The sequence below is a fragment of the Marinitenerispora sediminis genome (assembly GCF_003336425.1).
GTDB classification, from domain to species: domain Bacteria; phylum Actinomycetota; class Actinomycetes; order Streptosporangiales; family Streptosporangiaceae; genus Marinitenerispora; species Marinitenerispora sediminis.
On record NZ_QEIO01000030.1, the window covers coordinates 15989 to 30692 of the forward strand.

At 72.6% G+C, this 14704-nt stretch carries 14 protein-coding genes; 4 read left to right on the forward strand and 10 right to left on the reverse strand.

All coding sequences use genetic code 11. The annotated features are described in order from the left end of the window. Nucleotides 1-38 precede the first annotated feature (38 nt). Nucleotides 39-854 (reverse strand): ABC transporter permease, encoded by an 816-nt coding sequence (locus tag DEF28_RS08290; protein ID WP_114396552.1) that lies wholly within the window; start codon nt 852-854, stop codon nt 39-41. Next, a complete protein-coding gene (locus tag DEF28_RS08295; RefSeq protein WP_233515170.1) occupies nt 851-1771 on the reverse strand; it encodes an ABC transporter ATP-binding protein in 921 nt (306 codons plus the stop codon). Before DEF28_RS08295 ends, DEF28_RS08290 begins: the two co-directional genes overlap by 4 nt. Before the next feature lie 131 nt (nt 1772-1902). Between DEF28_RS08295 and DEF28_RS08300 the strand changes: the two genes are divergently transcribed. Continuing rightward, nucleotides 1903-2505, forward strand: a complete 603-nt coding sequence (locus DEF28_RS08300; protein ID WP_233515171.1) for a DUF1707 SHOCT-like domain-containing protein — start codon at nt 1903-1905, stop codon at nt 2503-2505. A gap of 93 nt (nt 2506-2598) precedes the next feature. Continuing rightward, nucleotides 2599-3993, forward strand: coding sequence for a class II fumarate hydratase (locus DEF28_RS08305; protein WP_114396554.1), 1395 nt, complete (start codon nt 2599-2601; stop codon nt 3991-3993). A 94-nt stretch (nt 3994-4087) separates the two neighbouring features. Here DEF28_RS08305 and DEF28_RS08310 read toward each other — a convergent pair whose 3' ends face one another. From DEF28_RS08310 to mca, 8 genes are all read right to left on the reverse strand, one after another. Then, nucleotides 4088-4750, reverse strand: a complete 663-nt coding sequence (locus DEF28_RS08310; protein WP_114396555.1) for an aggregation-promoting factor C-terminal-like domain-containing protein — start codon at nt 4748-4750, stop codon at nt 4088-4090. 381 nt (nt 4751-5131) lie between these two features. Beyond that, a complete protein-coding gene (locus tag DEF28_RS08315) occupies nt 5132-6685 on the reverse strand; it encodes an alkaline phosphatase D family protein (protein ID WP_114396556.1) in 1554 nt (517 codons plus the stop codon). Between the two features lie 177 nt (nt 6686-6862). Continuing rightward, nucleotides 6863-8128, reverse strand: coding sequence for a PhoH family protein (locus DEF28_RS08320; RefSeq protein WP_114396579.1), 1266 nt, complete (start codon nt 8126-8128; stop codon nt 6863-6865). 360 nt (nt 8129-8488) lie between these two features. Beyond that, nucleotides 8489-9250, reverse strand: coding sequence for an isoprenyl transferase (locus DEF28_RS08325; protein WP_114396557.1), 762 nt, complete (start codon nt 9248-9250; stop codon nt 8489-8491). Nucleotides 9251-9303: 53 nt separating this feature from the next. After that, the gene (locus DEF28_RS08330) at nt 9304-9852 is read right to left on the reverse strand and encodes an RNA polymerase sigma factor (RefSeq protein ID WP_114396580.1); all 549 of its coding nucleotides are present in this window, start codon (nt 9850-9852) and stop codon (nt 9304-9306) included. Nucleotides 9853-10011: 159 nt separating this feature from the next. Further along, nucleotides 10012-12048 (reverse strand): thioredoxin domain-containing protein, encoded by a 2037-nt coding sequence (locus DEF28_RS08335; protein ID WP_114396558.1) that lies wholly within the window; start codon nt 12046-12048, stop codon nt 10012-10014. Between the two features lie 65 nt (nt 12049-12113). Continuing rightward, complete coding sequence (locus DEF28_RS08340) at nt 12114-12392, reverse strand: hypothetical protein (RefSeq protein WP_114396559.1); 279 nt, start codon at nt 12390-12392, stop codon at nt 12114-12116. Nucleotides 12393-12396: 4 nt separating this feature from the next. Next, nucleotides 12397-13275 (reverse strand): mycothiol conjugate amidase Mca, encoded by an 879-nt coding sequence (gene mca, locus DEF28_RS08345; protein ID WP_181874215.1) that lies wholly within the window; start codon nt 13273-13275, stop codon nt 12397-12399. A gap of 160 nt (nt 13276-13435) precedes the next feature. Here mca and DEF28_RS08350 point away from each other — a divergent pair, with 160 nt between their 5' ends. Both DEF28_RS08350 and greA read left to right on the forward strand, forming a co-directional pair. Next, nucleotides 13436-13864, forward strand: coding sequence for a DUF4307 domain-containing protein (locus DEF28_RS08350; RefSeq protein WP_114396560.1), 429 nt, complete (start codon nt 13436-13438; stop codon nt 13862-13864). 221 nt (nt 13865-14085) lie between these two features. Then, nucleotides 14086-14586 (forward strand): transcription elongation factor GreA, encoded by a 501-nt coding sequence (gene greA / locus DEF28_RS08355; protein WP_114396561.1) that lies wholly within the window; start codon nt 14086-14088, stop codon nt 14584-14586. Nucleotides 14587-14704 lie beyond the last annotated feature (118 nt).

Sequence of the window (14704 nt, forward strand, 5' to 3'; positions counted from 1 at the left end):
GGCCTGCGGGGCGGCCGGGGCGGCCGCCCTCCGCGCCGTCAGTCGATCAGCCTGCGGCGCATCTGGAAGACCGCCAGGCACCAGGCCGCCGCGGCGAACGCCAGCAGCGCGGCCAGATGCCCGAGGTCGGCCGCCGGCCGCAGCCCGAACGCCGCGCTGCGGACCAGCTCCACGCAGTGGTAGAGCGGATTCACCGCCGCGAGCGACTGCGCCCAGGACGGCAGCGCGTCCAGCGGGAAGAACGTCCCGGCGACGAGGAACAGCGGGGTGATGAGCCCCGAGATGATGTAGTCCATGGTCTTCATGGACGGCACCACCGCGGACAGCCAGATCCCGAGCAGCGCGAAGCCGAACGCGCTGACCAGCGTGACGAGCGGGACGAGCAGCATGGCGGGCCGCGGCTGCAGGCCGAAGCCCATCGCGACGATCAGCGGCGCGCACGCGTAGGTCCCGGCCTTGAGGGCGATCCAGGTGGCCTCGGCGGTGACCAGTTCGCGGACGTCGACGGGGGCGGCGAGCATGCCCTCGTAGCCGTGCCGGAAGACCCGCCGCACGTAGGTGTCGATCAGGCCGGGGAACATCGAGCTGAACAGCACGGACATCCCGACGATGCCGGTGCCGACGAACTCGATGTAGTCGTAGCCCCCGATCGCGCCGACGAGGGAGCCGAGCCCGAAGCCGAACGCCAGCAGGTAGACGATCGGCTCGACCACGGCCGCGAACGTCGTGGGCCCCCAGTTGCGCCGGAACAGCGCCCACTCCCGCACGAGCACTCCGGCGACCGGGGCGAACTCGAACCGGCCCGGCTCGTCGCGGGCGGTGCTTCCGCTCCGTCGCACGGTTCCCCCGGTCATTCCACCCGCTCCCCCGTGAGAGTCACGAACACGTCCTCCAGCGTCGCGGCCCGCCGGCGGCCCTCGCCGAGCCGGTCGCGCAGCGAGGCGGGCAGGTTCTCGGCGCGCAGCACCGACAGGGTGGCGCCGGTGCGCCGGGACGCGAAGCCGGCCGAGCGCACCGCCTCGACCGTGGCCGCGGCGCCCGCCGCGCGGATCGGGAACTCCTCCACCGACGCGCCGGCGTAGTCGGCGACCAGATCGGCCGGCCGGCCGCGGGTGACCACCCGCCCCTTCGCCATGACCGCCACCTCGTCGGAGAGCCGCTCGGCCTCCTCGATGTAGTGGGTGGACATGAGCACCGTCACCCCCTGCTCCCGCAGGCTGCTGATGAGCCCCCACAGCTCCTGCCGGATCTGCGGGTCGAGGCCGACGGTGGGCTCGTCGAGCAGCACCAGCCGCGGCCGGTGCACCAGCCCCCGGGCGATGAGCAGCCGCCGGCGCATCCCGCCGGACAGCCGGTCGGTGCGGGTGTCCCGCCGGTCGGCGAGGTGGGCGATGTCCAGCGCCCGCCGCACCGCCGCCGGCCGCTCGGCGCGCGGCACCCGGTACAGGTGGGCGAAGACCGCCAGGTTCTCACCGACGGTCAGCTCCTCGTCGAGGTTGTCGTGCTGCGGGACGACCCCCATGGCCGCGCGGGCGCGCTTGGACTCGCGCGGGATGCGGTAGCCGAGGACGGAGATCTCCCCGGCGTCGGCGCGGCTCTGCGCGGTAAGCATCCGCATGGTGGTGGACTTGCCGGCGCCGTTCGGCCCGAGCAGCCCGAGGACGATGCCCGCGGGGACCTCCAGGTCCAGGCCGTCGACCGCGGTCAGCGGTCCGTAGCGCTTCACGACGCCGCGCAGCGAGATCGCGGGTGAAGTGTCACTTCGGGGCATGTCAGTGGACTCTTCCAGCCGCGAGGAGGACATGGCCTCACGGTACGGCCACGGCGGCGCCGCCGCCAGCGGTTTGCGATCTCCGGTAGCGGGAGCGGCGGGGCCGACCGTGCTCGGCTAACGTGGCCGACGTGAGCGAGGGTGTGCCGCCGGCCCGGCTGCGGGCATCGGACCAGGACCGCGAGCGGGTCCTCGCCGTGCTGCGCGCGGCGGTCGAGGACGGCCGCATCGACCTCGACGAGTTCGCCGAACGCTCCGACCAGGTGCACGCGGCGCGCTTCCTCGGGGACCTCCCGCCGGTCACGGCCGACCTGCTGCCCGCGGACCGCCAGCCGATCCAGCTGACCTTTGCTCCGGTCCTGGCGCTGCTGCGCACCGAGGCGCGGTCCGGCCGGTGGGTGGTGCCGCGGCGGCAGGCGGCGTTCGCGCTGCTCGGTACCGCGCGGATCGACCTCACGGACGCGCTGCTGGTGCGCGACCGCGTGCGGCTGGACGCCTCGGCGCTGCTCGGCCGCGTCGAGATCCGGGTGCCCGACGGCGTGGAGGTGCGGATGCGCGGCCGGTCGTTCCTCGGTGTCCGGTTCACCTCCACCCGCCCGTCCCGGGTGCCGGACGCCCCCGTACTGGAGGTCGAGGGGTTCTCGATCTTCGGTTCCGTGCGGGTGAGCTCGCCGCGCCGCCGGCTTCCGTGGCCGCGCCGCGGCCGGGGCCGGCGGGAAGTCGGAGAGCGCTGACGACCCGCCGGCGCGGCAGGTCGGGGTGCCCGCTACCGGACGGCCGCCATCTGGCAGTCTTGGACGGAGTTTCCCTGGAGGTGTCTTTCAGCAATGAGTGAATTCCGCGTCGAGCACGACTCGATGGGCGAGGTCAAGGTCCCCGTCGAGGCGAAGTGGCGGGCGCAGACCCAGCGCGCGGTGCAGAACTTCCCGATCTCGGGCCAGGGCCTGGAGCACGCGCACATCGCCGCGCTCGGCCACATCAAGGCCGCGGCGGCGAAGGTCAACGCCGAACTGGGTGTGCTTGAGGGCGACCTCGCCGAGGCGGTTCGCGAGGCGGCCCTGGAGGTCGCCGCCGGCAAGTGGAACGACCACTTCCCGATCGACGTGTTCCAGACCGGGTCCGGCACGTCGAGCAACATGAACACCAACGAGGTCGTGGCCACCCTGGCGTCGGACCTGCTGGGCCGGCCGGTGCACCCCAACGACCACGTGAACGCCTCGCAGTCCTCCAACGACGTGTTCCCGTCGTCGATCCACATCGCCGCCACGGCGGCGGTGCTCAACGACCTGATCCCGGCCCTGGAGCACCTGGCCGGCGCGCTGGAGGCCAAGGCCGAGGAGTTCGCCACCGTCGTCAAGAGCGGGCGCACCCACCTGATGGACGCCACCCCGGTGACCCTGGGGCAGGAGTTCGCGGGCTACGCCGCGCAGGTGCGCTACGGGGTGGAGCGGCTGCGCGCCAGCCTGCCGCGGGTGGCCGAGCTGCCGCTGGGCGGCACGGCGGTGGGTACCGGCATCAACACCCCGGAGGGCTTCGCCCCGCGGGTGATCGCCGAGATCGCGCGGGCCACCGGCCTGCCGCTGACCGAGGCCCGCGACCACTTCGAGGCGCAGGGCGCGCGGGACGGGCTGGTCGAGCTGTCCGGCCAGCTGCGCACCATCGCGGTCGGCTACGTCAAGATCGCCAACGACATCCGCTGGATGGGCTCCGGGCCGCGCACGGGTCTCACCGAGATCCTGCTGCCGGACCTGCAGCCGGGCTCCTCGATCATGCCGGGCAAGGTCAACCCGGTGCTGTGCGAGGCGGTGCTCCAGGTGGCCTCGCAGGTGGTCGGCAACGACGCCGCGGTGGCCTTCGGCGGGGCGTCGGGGAACTTCGAGCTGAACGTGCAGCTGCCGCTGATCGCCCGCAACGTGCTGGAGTCCGTCCGGCTGCTCGCCAACGTCTCGCGGGTGTTCGCCGACCGGTGCGTCTCGGGCATCGAGGCCAACGTGGAGCGCTGCCGGGAGTACGCGGAGTCCTCGCCGTCCATCGTGACGCCGCTGAACCGCTACATCGGCTACGAGGAGGCCGCGAAGGTCGCCAAGCAGGCGCTGGCGGAGCGCAGGACGATCCGGGAGGTCGTCATCGAGCGGGGCTACGTCGCCGACGGCAAGCTCACCGAGGCGCAGCTGGACGACGCCCTCGACGTGCTGTCGATGACGAACTCGCAGCAGAAGTAACCGCGGGCGCCCGCGCGGTGCCCGCGCCCCCTACGCCGGCGGCCGGCGTCCCCGGTGGGACGCCGGCCGCCGCGCGTTCACAGCCCCGGCCGGGTCAGTACCAGCCGTTGGCCTGGGAGTGCGCCCACGCCTCGCAGGGCGAGCCGTAGCGGTCCTCGATGTAGCCGAGCCCCCACGCGATCTGGGTGGCCGGGTTGGTCTGCCAGTCCGAGCCCGCGGTGGCCATCTTGTCCCCCGGCAGCGCCTGCGGGATGCCGTAGGCGCCGGAGCTGGGGTTCTGGGCGCTCGGGTTCCAGTTGCTCTCCTTCTCCCACAGCGGCTCCAGGCAGCCGCTGAACTGGTCCTCGCCCCAGCCGTAGTCGGCGAGCATGGAGCGGGCGATGTCCTTGGGGTCGCCGGAGGGCGCGGGGTCGGAGCCGGACCCGCCGTCGTCGGCCGGCTCCTCGGGCTCCTCCTCCTTCTCCTCCTCCCGCACCGACCCCGAGCCCTGCGCGAAGGCCGCGCCGAGCGCCGCGTCCCGCAGGTCCTGGGCCTGTGCGAGCTGGGACTCGCGCTCCTCCGCGGAGACCTCCTCGGCCTCGGGGAAGAACGGCTCCTCCCGTTCCTCCTGGGCCGGTGCCGGCTCCGCCGCCGCCGGTGCGCCGTCGGGCTCCCCGGTGTCGTCGGCGAACGCGGAGACCGCGAACGTCGCGCCGGCGACGAGCGCGGCCGAGCCGACCGCCGTGGCGACCCGCAGGGAAATCCGGTTGAGTAGCAAGAAACGCCCTTCCGCCAGTCGCGCGCCCAGCGATGCGCGCGGTGGACCGCACCCCCGGTCTCGCAGAAGTCTGGAACGCGACGGGCGGGTCGGGTAGGCGGTCGCTGGCCGCCGGCGTCGCGGGAGATCCGCACGCGCGGCTGTGGGGGCCGTCGATCACGGGCCGCCGCGCGATGGGGGTCTTTCAGATCGGCACCCACCCTGCCGCAAGATCACGGGCCCGTAACACAAATTAGAATATGTCGTAAATCACATCACGGACCGTAAAAACCCCGAAATACCGCTGACCACGACGAATGCCATTTCCGGCTCAGCGGGCCGGAACGAGCCGCCGGGCGATGTCGACAAATCGACACCACCCGGCGGAGTGCCGCGCGGCGGTCAGCGGCCGGTCGGAGTCAGCGAGGTCCGCCACAGCGACCGGCCGTCGATGTCGCGGAGGTCGACGGTGAACCGCTTGCTCTCCGGATCGATCTCCACCTCCCCGAAGTGCTGGAAGCCCTCCAGCGGCGAGGTGTTCGCGCGCGGCGGTGCGTTGACGAACACCGCCTCCGGACCGAACGTCGGATCCAGCTGGTTGGGGCCGAACGCGCCGGCGTGCAGCGGGCCGGAGACGAACTCCCAGAACGGCTGGAACTCCTGGCTGCTCGCGCGGTCCGGCGAGTAGTGGTGCGCGGCCGTGTAGTGCACGTCCGCCGTCAGCCACACCACGTCGGTGACGCCCCGGCGGTGCAGGGAGTGCAGCACCCACTGGATCTCGGCCTCGCGCCCGGCCGGCACCCCCGGACGGCCGTTGGCCACGGCCTCGATGGCGCTGCCGTCCGGCACGATCACGCCGATCGGCATGTCGGAGGCCACGACCTTCCAGGTGGCCTTCGACTTCGCGATGCCCTCCACCAGCCAGCGCGCCTGGGTGGCGCCGAGGATCCGCTCGTAGGGCGCCGTACCGGCCGAGTTCGCGTCCCGGTAGGTGCGCATGTCGATGACGAACACGTCCAGGTCGGGACCGCAGGGGATCCGCCGGTAGATCTTGCCGTCGACCGTCTCCTTCGGCAGGATCGGCTGCCACTCGTGGAACGCCCGCTGCGCCCGGCGGGTCAGCACGTCGACGTCGCGCTCGGTGTAGGGGCCCTCCGGCAGCGTCTCGCCGGGGTACCAGTTGTTGGTCACCTCGTGGTCGTCCCACTGCACGATCTGCGGAACGTGCGCGGAGAACGCCCGCAGGACGTCGTCGGTCAGGTTGTAGGCGTACTGCCCGCGGAACTCCGCCAGCGTCTCCGCCACCTTGGACTTCTCCTCGGTGACGATGTTGCGCCAGACCCGGCCGTCGGGCAGGGTGACCGACTCCGCCAGCGGGCCGTCGGCGTAGACGGAGTCCCCGCTGTGCAGGAAGAAGTCGGGATCGCGTTCGGCCATGGCCGCGAAGATCCGCATGCCGCCGAACTCCGGGTTGATCCCCCAGCCCTGGCCGGCGACGTCGCCGGACCACACGAACCGGACCGGGTCCTCGCCGCGGCCGGTGGTCCGGAACCGCCCCTCGGCCGCCTCGCTCGCCACCCGGTCGGACTCGGCGCGCACCCGCAGGTACACCTCCTGCCCGGGGCGCAGCCCGGTGATGCGCACCTTGCCGGTGCCGTCGGTCGCCGGGGTCAGCTCCGGTCCGCGGATCGTGCGGGACCGCTTGAAGTCGGGCCGGCTCGACACCTCGACCAGCATGCGGGCGGCGCGGTCGGCGCGTGTCCAGACGACGGCGCCGTCGGTGCGCGGATCGCCCAGCTGGATGCCGTGCGTCAGGAGCGGGCGGTCGCCGCCGCGGGCCAGCGCCGGAGCGCCGGCGAACCCGGTGACGGCCGCCGCGCCGAGCCCCACGGCTCCGGCACGCAGCAGGGTCCGCCGGGTGGGTCTGGGGACGGCCGGGTCGGCTGTGTCGGTCACGGGGACTCCTCGCTACGGGGGAACGGCTGCGGGCGGGGGCGTAGCCGGTTCTATCGAGCAGCCGCGTCCCCGGTCCCAACTCGGCCCGAACCGCGGGTGAACTCCGCCTGCGGGCCTCGCCCGGCCGGGCACGGGCGTGGGCCCCGCCTGGCGGCGGGGCCCACGTGCGGGGTCCGGTCAGGCCTCCAGCATCTCCGTCACGAGTGCGGCGATGGGCGAGCGCTCGGAGCGGGTCAGCGTGATGTGGGAGAAGAGCGGGTGCCCCTTCAGCTTCTCGATCACCGCGACCACGCCGTCGTAGCGGCCCACCCGCAGGTTGTCGCGCTGGGCGACGTCGTGGGTGAGCACCACGCGGGAGTTCTCCCCGAGCCGCGAGAGCACGGTGAGCAGCACGCCGCGCTCCAGCGACTGGGCCTCGTCGACGATCACGAACGAGTCGTGCAGCGAACGGCCGCGGATGTGGGTGAGCGGCAGGACCTCCAGCATCCCGCGGTCGACCACCTCGTCAATGACGTCCTGGGTGGTCAGCGCCGAGAGCGTGTCGTGCACGGCCTGCGACCAGGGCGACATCTTCTCGTACTCGCTGCCGGGCAGGTAGCCGAGGTCCTGGCCGCCCACCGCGTACAGCGGGCGGAACACCACCACCTTGCGGTGCTGGCGCCGCTCCAGGACCGCCTCCAGGCCCGCGCACAGCGCGAGCGCGGACTTGCCGGTGCCGGCCCGGCCGCCCAGGGAGACGATGCCGACGTCGGGGTCGGTGAGGAGGTCCAGCGCGATGCGCTGCTCGGCGCTGCGGCCGTGCAGGCCGAAGACCTCGCGGTCGCCGCGCACCACCTTGACCGACTTGTCGGGGAGCACCCGGCCGAGCGCCTTGCCGCGCTCCGACACCAGCACGAGGCCGGTGTGGCAGGGCAGGTCGCGGGCCGCCTCGATGTCCGCGGTCCCGCCGTCGAAGAGCGCCTGCACCTCGTGCGCGGGGACCTCCAGCTCGGCCATACCGGTCCAGCCGTGCTCGATGGCGAGTTCCGCCCGGTACTCGTCGGCGGCCAGCCCGATCGACGACGCCTTGATCCGCAGGGGGAGGTCCTTGCTGACCAGGACGACGTCGTCGCCCTCCAGCGCCAGGTGGCGCGCCACCGTCAGGATCCGCGTGTCGTTGTCGCCGAGCCGGAACCCCGCCGGCAGCACCTCCGGATCGCTGTGGTTGAGCTCCACCCGCAGCGTGCCGCCCTCGTCGTTGACCGGGACCGGGGCATCCAGGCCGCCGAACGAGACCCGGAGGTCGTCCAGCCTGCGCAGGGCCTCCCGGGCGAAGTAGCCGAGTTCGGGGTGGTGCCGCTTGCTCTCCAGCTCCGTGACGACCACGATCGGCAGGACGATCTCGTGCTCGGCGAAGCGCGTGATCGACATCGGGTCGGCGAGGAGGACACTGGTGTCGAGCACGTAGGTCCGCCGGTCGTTCGGATCGGCGGAAGCGGCGGAGGTCGGCAGGTCGCGGCGGTGGGTCGAGGAACTAGCCACTCGTTCTCCCCCTGGACGCCAAGGGCGCCCTAGACTCACGGGAATCCAAGGACCGGGACCAGCCCCACGAGGGCCGGGACCGGCCCTCCTCATGATGAGCTCCTGAATGACCAGGACCGTCAACGAGTCGGGGCCTCCCGGGTGGACGGATGCGCACCATCCACCGGTATCGACGGTACCCGGCTCACGCAAATGAGCAAGACCCCCAGGTGGCACACCTTGTGAACACGGCGTTACATGATCACGTTCCGTGATCGACAGCGCGGTGCGGCGGTGCCGCGGTCACGATCCGTACCGCCGGTTGCGGACGCCGTAGGAGCGCAGGGCGCGCAGGAAGTCCACCTTCCGGAACGCCGGCCAGAACACCTCGCAGAAGTAGAACTCCGAGTGCGCGCTCTGCCAGAGCAGGAAGCCGGAGAGGCGCTGCTCGCCGGAGGTCCGGATGAGCAGGTCCGGGTCGGGCTGCCCGCGGGTGTAGAGGTGCTCGGAGATGTGCTCCAGGTCGAGGCGCTCGGCCAGTTCGGAGATGGAGGTACCCTTCGCCGCCTCGGCGAGGAGGAGCGAGCGCACCGCGTCGGCGATCTCGCGCCGCCCCCCGTAGCCGACCGCGACGTTCACGATCAGGCCGGGGTTGTCCGCGGTGGCGGTCCCGGCCTCCTTCATGACGCGGGCGGTGGCGTCGGGCAGCAGGTCGAGGGCGCCCATGGGGTTGACGCGCCAGCCCTCGCGGCGCAGCCGCATGACGGTCTCCTCGATGATCCGCAGCAGCGGGTCGAGCTCCGCCTTGGGCCGGGCGAGGTTGTCGGTGGACAGCAGCCACAGCGTGACCACCTGCACGCCGACCTCGTTGCACCAGTTCAGCAGCTCGAAGATCTTCTCCGCGCCGGCCTGGTGGCCGCGGTTGACGTTGGCCAGCCCGCTGGTCTTCGCCCATCGGCGGTTGCCGTCCAGGATGACCCCGACGTGGCGCGGGATCTCGTAGCTGCCGAGTTTGCGCTCCAGCCGCCGCTCGTACAGCCAGTAAAGGGGGTCTCGCAGCCCCATGGGACGTTACCTTTCGCCGCTTCGACTCTTCGAGCCCGGGCGGGGCTCCTGCGCTATGCCACAGCCAGCGACCTGCGCACGTGCTTCCGGCCCTCGTGGATGCGGGACCGCACTGTCCCAGGATCGAGGTGGAGCTCCGCCGCGATCTCGCCGAACTCCATCTGGCAGAGGTCTCTGAGGACCAGGGGGACCACCAGGTGGGGACGGTCGCGTTCGAGCTGGTCGAGGGCTTCCAGCAGGTCGACGCGCGAGCCGGCGATGACGCTTGTGGTGCGGGGATCGCGCTGCTGTGGGATGCGTTCGGCCTCGGCGGGCAGCTCAGCCGACCGGCTCTTCAGCGATCGGTAGGTCTGCCGTGCCGAGTTCGACACCACCGTATACAGCCACGTGGTGAAGAGCGAATCGCCGCTGTAGTCGGCGATCCCGCGCGCCACCGAGTCCAGCGCCCGCCGGCACGCCTCCTCGGCGTCCCGCGGGTAGGGCAGGAACCGGGAGCAGCGGCGCAGCACTTCGGGCTGGATCCGCCTGGTGAGCGCCGCGAGCGCCGCCCGGTCGCCGTCGCGCGCCCGCCCGGCGAGGTCGCCGAGGGGGCCGGCGGTCAGGGGTCGGTCGGATGACAGGGGCTGGCGCACGCGCTCGCCGCGGCCGTCGGTGTTCAGCACGACTGGGAACTCCCTCAAGGTGTCGGGTCATCCGGGTTATACACGCGCAACCCCCACCAAGAGGTTCACTTCCCGCTTTTTCCCCGAAGGGCCCGGCCGTCATCCGGCCGCGATCTGCTCGCGCAGCCCCTCCGGTGTGGTCACCGGCAGCCGGCAGGTGAACCCCCGGCACACGTAGCCGGCCGGCCCTCCGTCCACCAGCGGCCGGTCCCGCAGCAGGCCGATCCCGCCGTCGTGCGTCCCGTCGCCGCGGCTGACCACCGTGCCGGGGGCGGCGGCCAGCAGCGCCGCCCGGTGCAGCGCCTCGGCCGCCGGGTCGTCCTCGGCCCCCACGACGGCGATCTCCAGGGGGCCGGCCAGCGCCGCCTCGGCCACCGCCAGCCCCCAGCCCGCGAACCGCGGCACCTTGGCAGCGAGCAGCACCACCGGGCCCAGGGCCGCCTCGGCCGCCGCGCGGTGCCGCGGCGATCCGGTGAGCGCGGCGTAGGAGAGCAGCGCCCCCGCGGCGGCGGAGCGGCCCGAGGGGGTGGCGTTGTCGGTGGGGTCCTGCGGCCGGTTGAACAGGGTCTCGGCGTCATCGGCGGTGTCGTAGAGGCCGCCGTGCCCGTCCCCGAAGTGCCGCAGAACGGCGTCGAGCAGCCGGCCGGCCACCGCGACCCACTCGGCCTCGCCGGTCACGGCGTGCAGGGTGAGCAGCCCCTCCGCGACGTCGCCGTAGTCCTCCAGCACGCCGGCGCTGGTACCCGCCGTTCCGTGGCGGGAGGTCCGCACCAGGCGGTCCCCGCTCAGGTGCAGGTCGACGAGCAGCCGGGCGGCCTCCCGCGCCCGGTGCACCAGGTCGGGCCGGTCGAGCAGCGCGCCGGCCTCGGCGAGCCCGGCGATCGCCAGCCCGTTCCACGCGGCCACGACCTTGTCGTCGCGCGCCGGCGGGACCCGGTCGGCGCGGGCGCGCAGCAGGGCGGTCCGCACGCACGTGTAGCGCTCGGGGTCCACCGCGTCCGGGCCGCCGCCGTCCGGATCGCCGAGCAGCCGCAGGACGGAGCTGCCGTGCTCGAACGTGCCCTCCTCGGTCACGCCGAACAGCCGCGCGGCCCAGGCGCCGTCCTCCTCCCCCAGCGCCTCGCGGAGCTGGGCGGGGGTCCAGACGTAGTAGCGCCCCTCCTCCCCCTCGCTGTCGGCGTCCAGGGCGGAGGCGAACCCGCCTTCCGGCGTGCGCAGGTCGGCCACCAGCCAGTCGGCCGTGTCGAGGGCGACGCGCCGCGCCATCCGGTCGCCGGTCGCCCGCCACAGGTGGGTGTAGGCGCGCAGCAGCAGCGCGTTGTCATAGAGCATCTTCTCGAAGTGCGGCACCGTCCAGTGGGCGTCGACCGAGTAGCGGGCGAATCCGCCGCCGATCTGGTCGTACATGCCGCCGCGCGCCATGGCCTCGGCGGTGTGCCGCGCCATCCGCAGGGCGGCCGCGCCGGTGCTCCCCGGGCCGGCCGCTCCCGCCGAGGTGCGCGCGTGGTGCCGGAGCAGGAACTCCAGGAGCATGGACGGCGGGAACTTCGGCGCGCCGCCGAAGCCGCCGCGGACCTCGTCGTAGTCGGCCGCGAGCCCGCGCACCGCCGCGGCGAGCTCGTCGGCCCCGGGCGCCGCGGTCCCGCCCAGCGGCCGCGGCGCGCTGAGCGCGTCGACGACCCGCTGCCCCTGGCCGAGGACGGCGGCGCGGTCCTCGCGCCACGCCTGCCCGATACCGGCGAGCAGCCGCTGGAAGTGCTCGCGGGGGAAGTAGGTGCCGCAGTAGAAGGGCGCGCCGTCGGGGGTGAGGAACACCGTCATGGGCCAGCCGCCCTGGCCGGTCATGGCCTGGGTCGCCTCCATGTAGACGGCGTCGACGTCGGGGCGCTCCTCGCGGTCCACCTTGACGTTGACGAACCCGTCGTTCATCAGCTCCGCCGTGTGCGGGTCCTCGAACGACTCGTGCGCCATGACGTGGCACCAGTGGCAGGCGGCGTAGCCGACGGAGAGCAGCACCGGGACGTCGCGGCGGCGGGCCTCGGCGAAGGCGTCGTCCCCCCATGGCCGCCAGTCGACGGGGTTGTCCGCGTGCTGGAGCAGGTAGGGGCTGGTGGCGTCGGCCAGACCGTTCGGCATGCCACCACTCTGCCCCAGACCCGCTCGTTATCACACGGTACGCAGGTCCGGGGCGGTGGGCGGAGTCAGGCCGCTCCCCGGTCACCCCCGTCGGAGGAGGGCCGGGACTCGGCCTCCGGGGCGGCGGAGCCCGCTGCGGACGCCTCCGCTGCGGGCCGCTCGGCGCGGGCCTCGGCCGGGCCCTCGTCGAAGTCGATCCGCGCCATCTGCTTGCGCATGTTCTTCATGAGGAAGTACAGCGAGAAGCCGACGAAGGCGCAGGCGAGGAAGCCCAGCACCCCGGGTGTGACGGTGTCGCGGGCGATCTGGGCGTCAGCGGCGAGTAGGGCGACTGCGGCGGTCATAGTGTCATGTTCTCACTGACTCGCGGACACCCGCGAAGAGGTCGTCCTCGGGGAGTTCGGTGTCGACCAGGGACCGCGCGAGGTGGTAGTCCTCGGTGGGCCACGCCTCGCGCTGGATGTCCATGGGGACCGCGAACCACACGCCGTTGGGGTCGATCTGGGTGGCGTGCGCGATCAGCGCGCGGTCGCGCGTCTCGAAGTACTCGTCGCAGACGACCCGCGTGGTGATCTCCCACTGCGGGTAGTCGCGCTCCTTCATGCGCTCCATCCACTCGGCGTAGGGGTTGGCGAGCCCGCGCTCGTCGAGCAGGGCGGTGATGCGCTCGAAGCGCTCCATGGAGAAGGAGACGTGGTAGTAGAGCTTGAGCGGCTGCCACGGGTCGCCGGTGCCGGGGTAGCGGTCGGGGTCGCCGGCCGCGTCGAACGCCTCGACCGAGACCTTGTGGCACATGATGTGGTCGGGGTGGGGGTAGCCGCCCTGCTCGTCGTAGGTGATGACGACGTGCGGGCGGAAGGAGCGCATCGAGCGGACGAGGGGCTCGCTGGCCACCTCCAGGGGCTGCAGCGCGAAGCAGCCCTCGGGCAGCGGGGGCAGCGGGTCGCCCTCGGGCAGTCCGGAGTCGACGAATCCGGCGAACTCCTGGTGGACGCCGAGGATCTCGCGGGCGGCGGCCATCTCCTTGCGGCGTACCTCGCCGATGTTCTCGCGGATTTCGGGCCGGTCCATCGCGGGGTTGAGGATGGAGCCGCGCTCACCGCCGGTCAGTGTGACGACCAGCACTTCGGCGTCCTCGTGGACGTAGCGCACCATCGTGGCGGCGCCCTTGCTGGACTCGTCGTCAGGGTGGGCGTGAACGGCCATCAGGCGCAGGCGCTCGGACAACTGGCAAGTCCTCTTCGTAGTGGCGAAAAGCAGACGACGACCGCTCTGGCGCCGATGGCCGTGACACACCCCGGACGGGACAGGGCGTGGGGGTGGAGCGGGAGCCTCTCAGGACAGAGCTATCTTAGACAACAGCGCTTTCACGTTCGGAGATTCCCGTATGCCCTCGAAGCCCAGTGACGTGCCGTCCGACGCCGCCCCGGCGGCCGCCGGCCGCCGGCGACGCCTCGGGAACCGCCCCGTGTTCTTCCTCATGGGCATCGTGGTGGCCGCCGTGTTCACCGTCGGCTGGGGCATCGCGCTCGTGAGCTACAACGGCGGCCTCGGCTCGACCAGCTACCAGGTGGTGGCCTGGCGGGTGCTCTCCGACTCCGAGGCGACGATCAGCTTCCAGGTGAACACCCGGGACCCGGCGCTGTGCCTGGTCAGCGCGAGTGACGCGCGCCATGTCCAGGTGGGGCAGACGGAGGTGCCGGTCGAGGCCGGGGTCCAGGACGTCCACGCGCGGATCGAGACGGTTCGTGAGGCATCGACGGTAGAAGTGACCTCCTGCAGGGAACAAGGGTCACAGAACGATCCCGCGCAGTAGACCCCCGTCCCTCCTCCACCTGACGCACCGGCCGCGGCACCCCGGCACGGCCGCCGCGATCCGGTTCCGCCCCCGCAGTCTCCGCCGCCACGGCGGGCGCGTGCGGACCCCCGCGGGCCCGGTCTCGCGGCCCGACCTGCCGGAACGGCTCGGTGCTAATCTCGTAAGTTCAGCTGCGTCCAGAAGGTGACGCAGCTCCTCGACGCACCAAGGGAGTTCCCGTGACCGAGACCCGCGATGACAACGTCACCTGGCTCACCCAGGAGGCGTACAACCGGCTCACAGCGGAGCTGGAGCACCTGTCGGGGCCTGGTCGCATCGAGATCGCCGACCGGATCGAAGCCGCTCGGGAAGAGGGCGACCTGAAGGAGAACGGCGGCTACCACGCCGCCAAGGAGGAGCAGGGCAAGATCGAGGCCCGCATCGTCCAGCTCCAGCAGATCCTGAACAACGCCCGGGTGGGCGAGGCCCCGCGCAGCGAGGGCGTCGTCGGCCCCGGGATGACGGTGACGGTCAAGTTCGAGGGCGACGACGACGAGGTGACCTTCCTCCTGGCCTCCCGCGAGGAGAGCGGCGCCCCGATCGACGTCTACTCGCCCAAGTCCCCGCTGGGCAGCGCCATCAACGGCAAGAAGGCCGGCGACACGGCGACCTACACCCTGCCGAACGGCCGGAGCCTCACGGTCGAGATCATCGACGCCGTCCCCTACGGGGCGGCGTAGCCCCCGAAGCGTCGACGCGGAAGGGGTGGCCACGAGCCACCCCTTCCGCGTTGCGCGGCCGGCGTCCGGCGGGTGTCGCGCTCGTGCGGGCCGACGGCAGCCGGACGGCGGCGGTTCA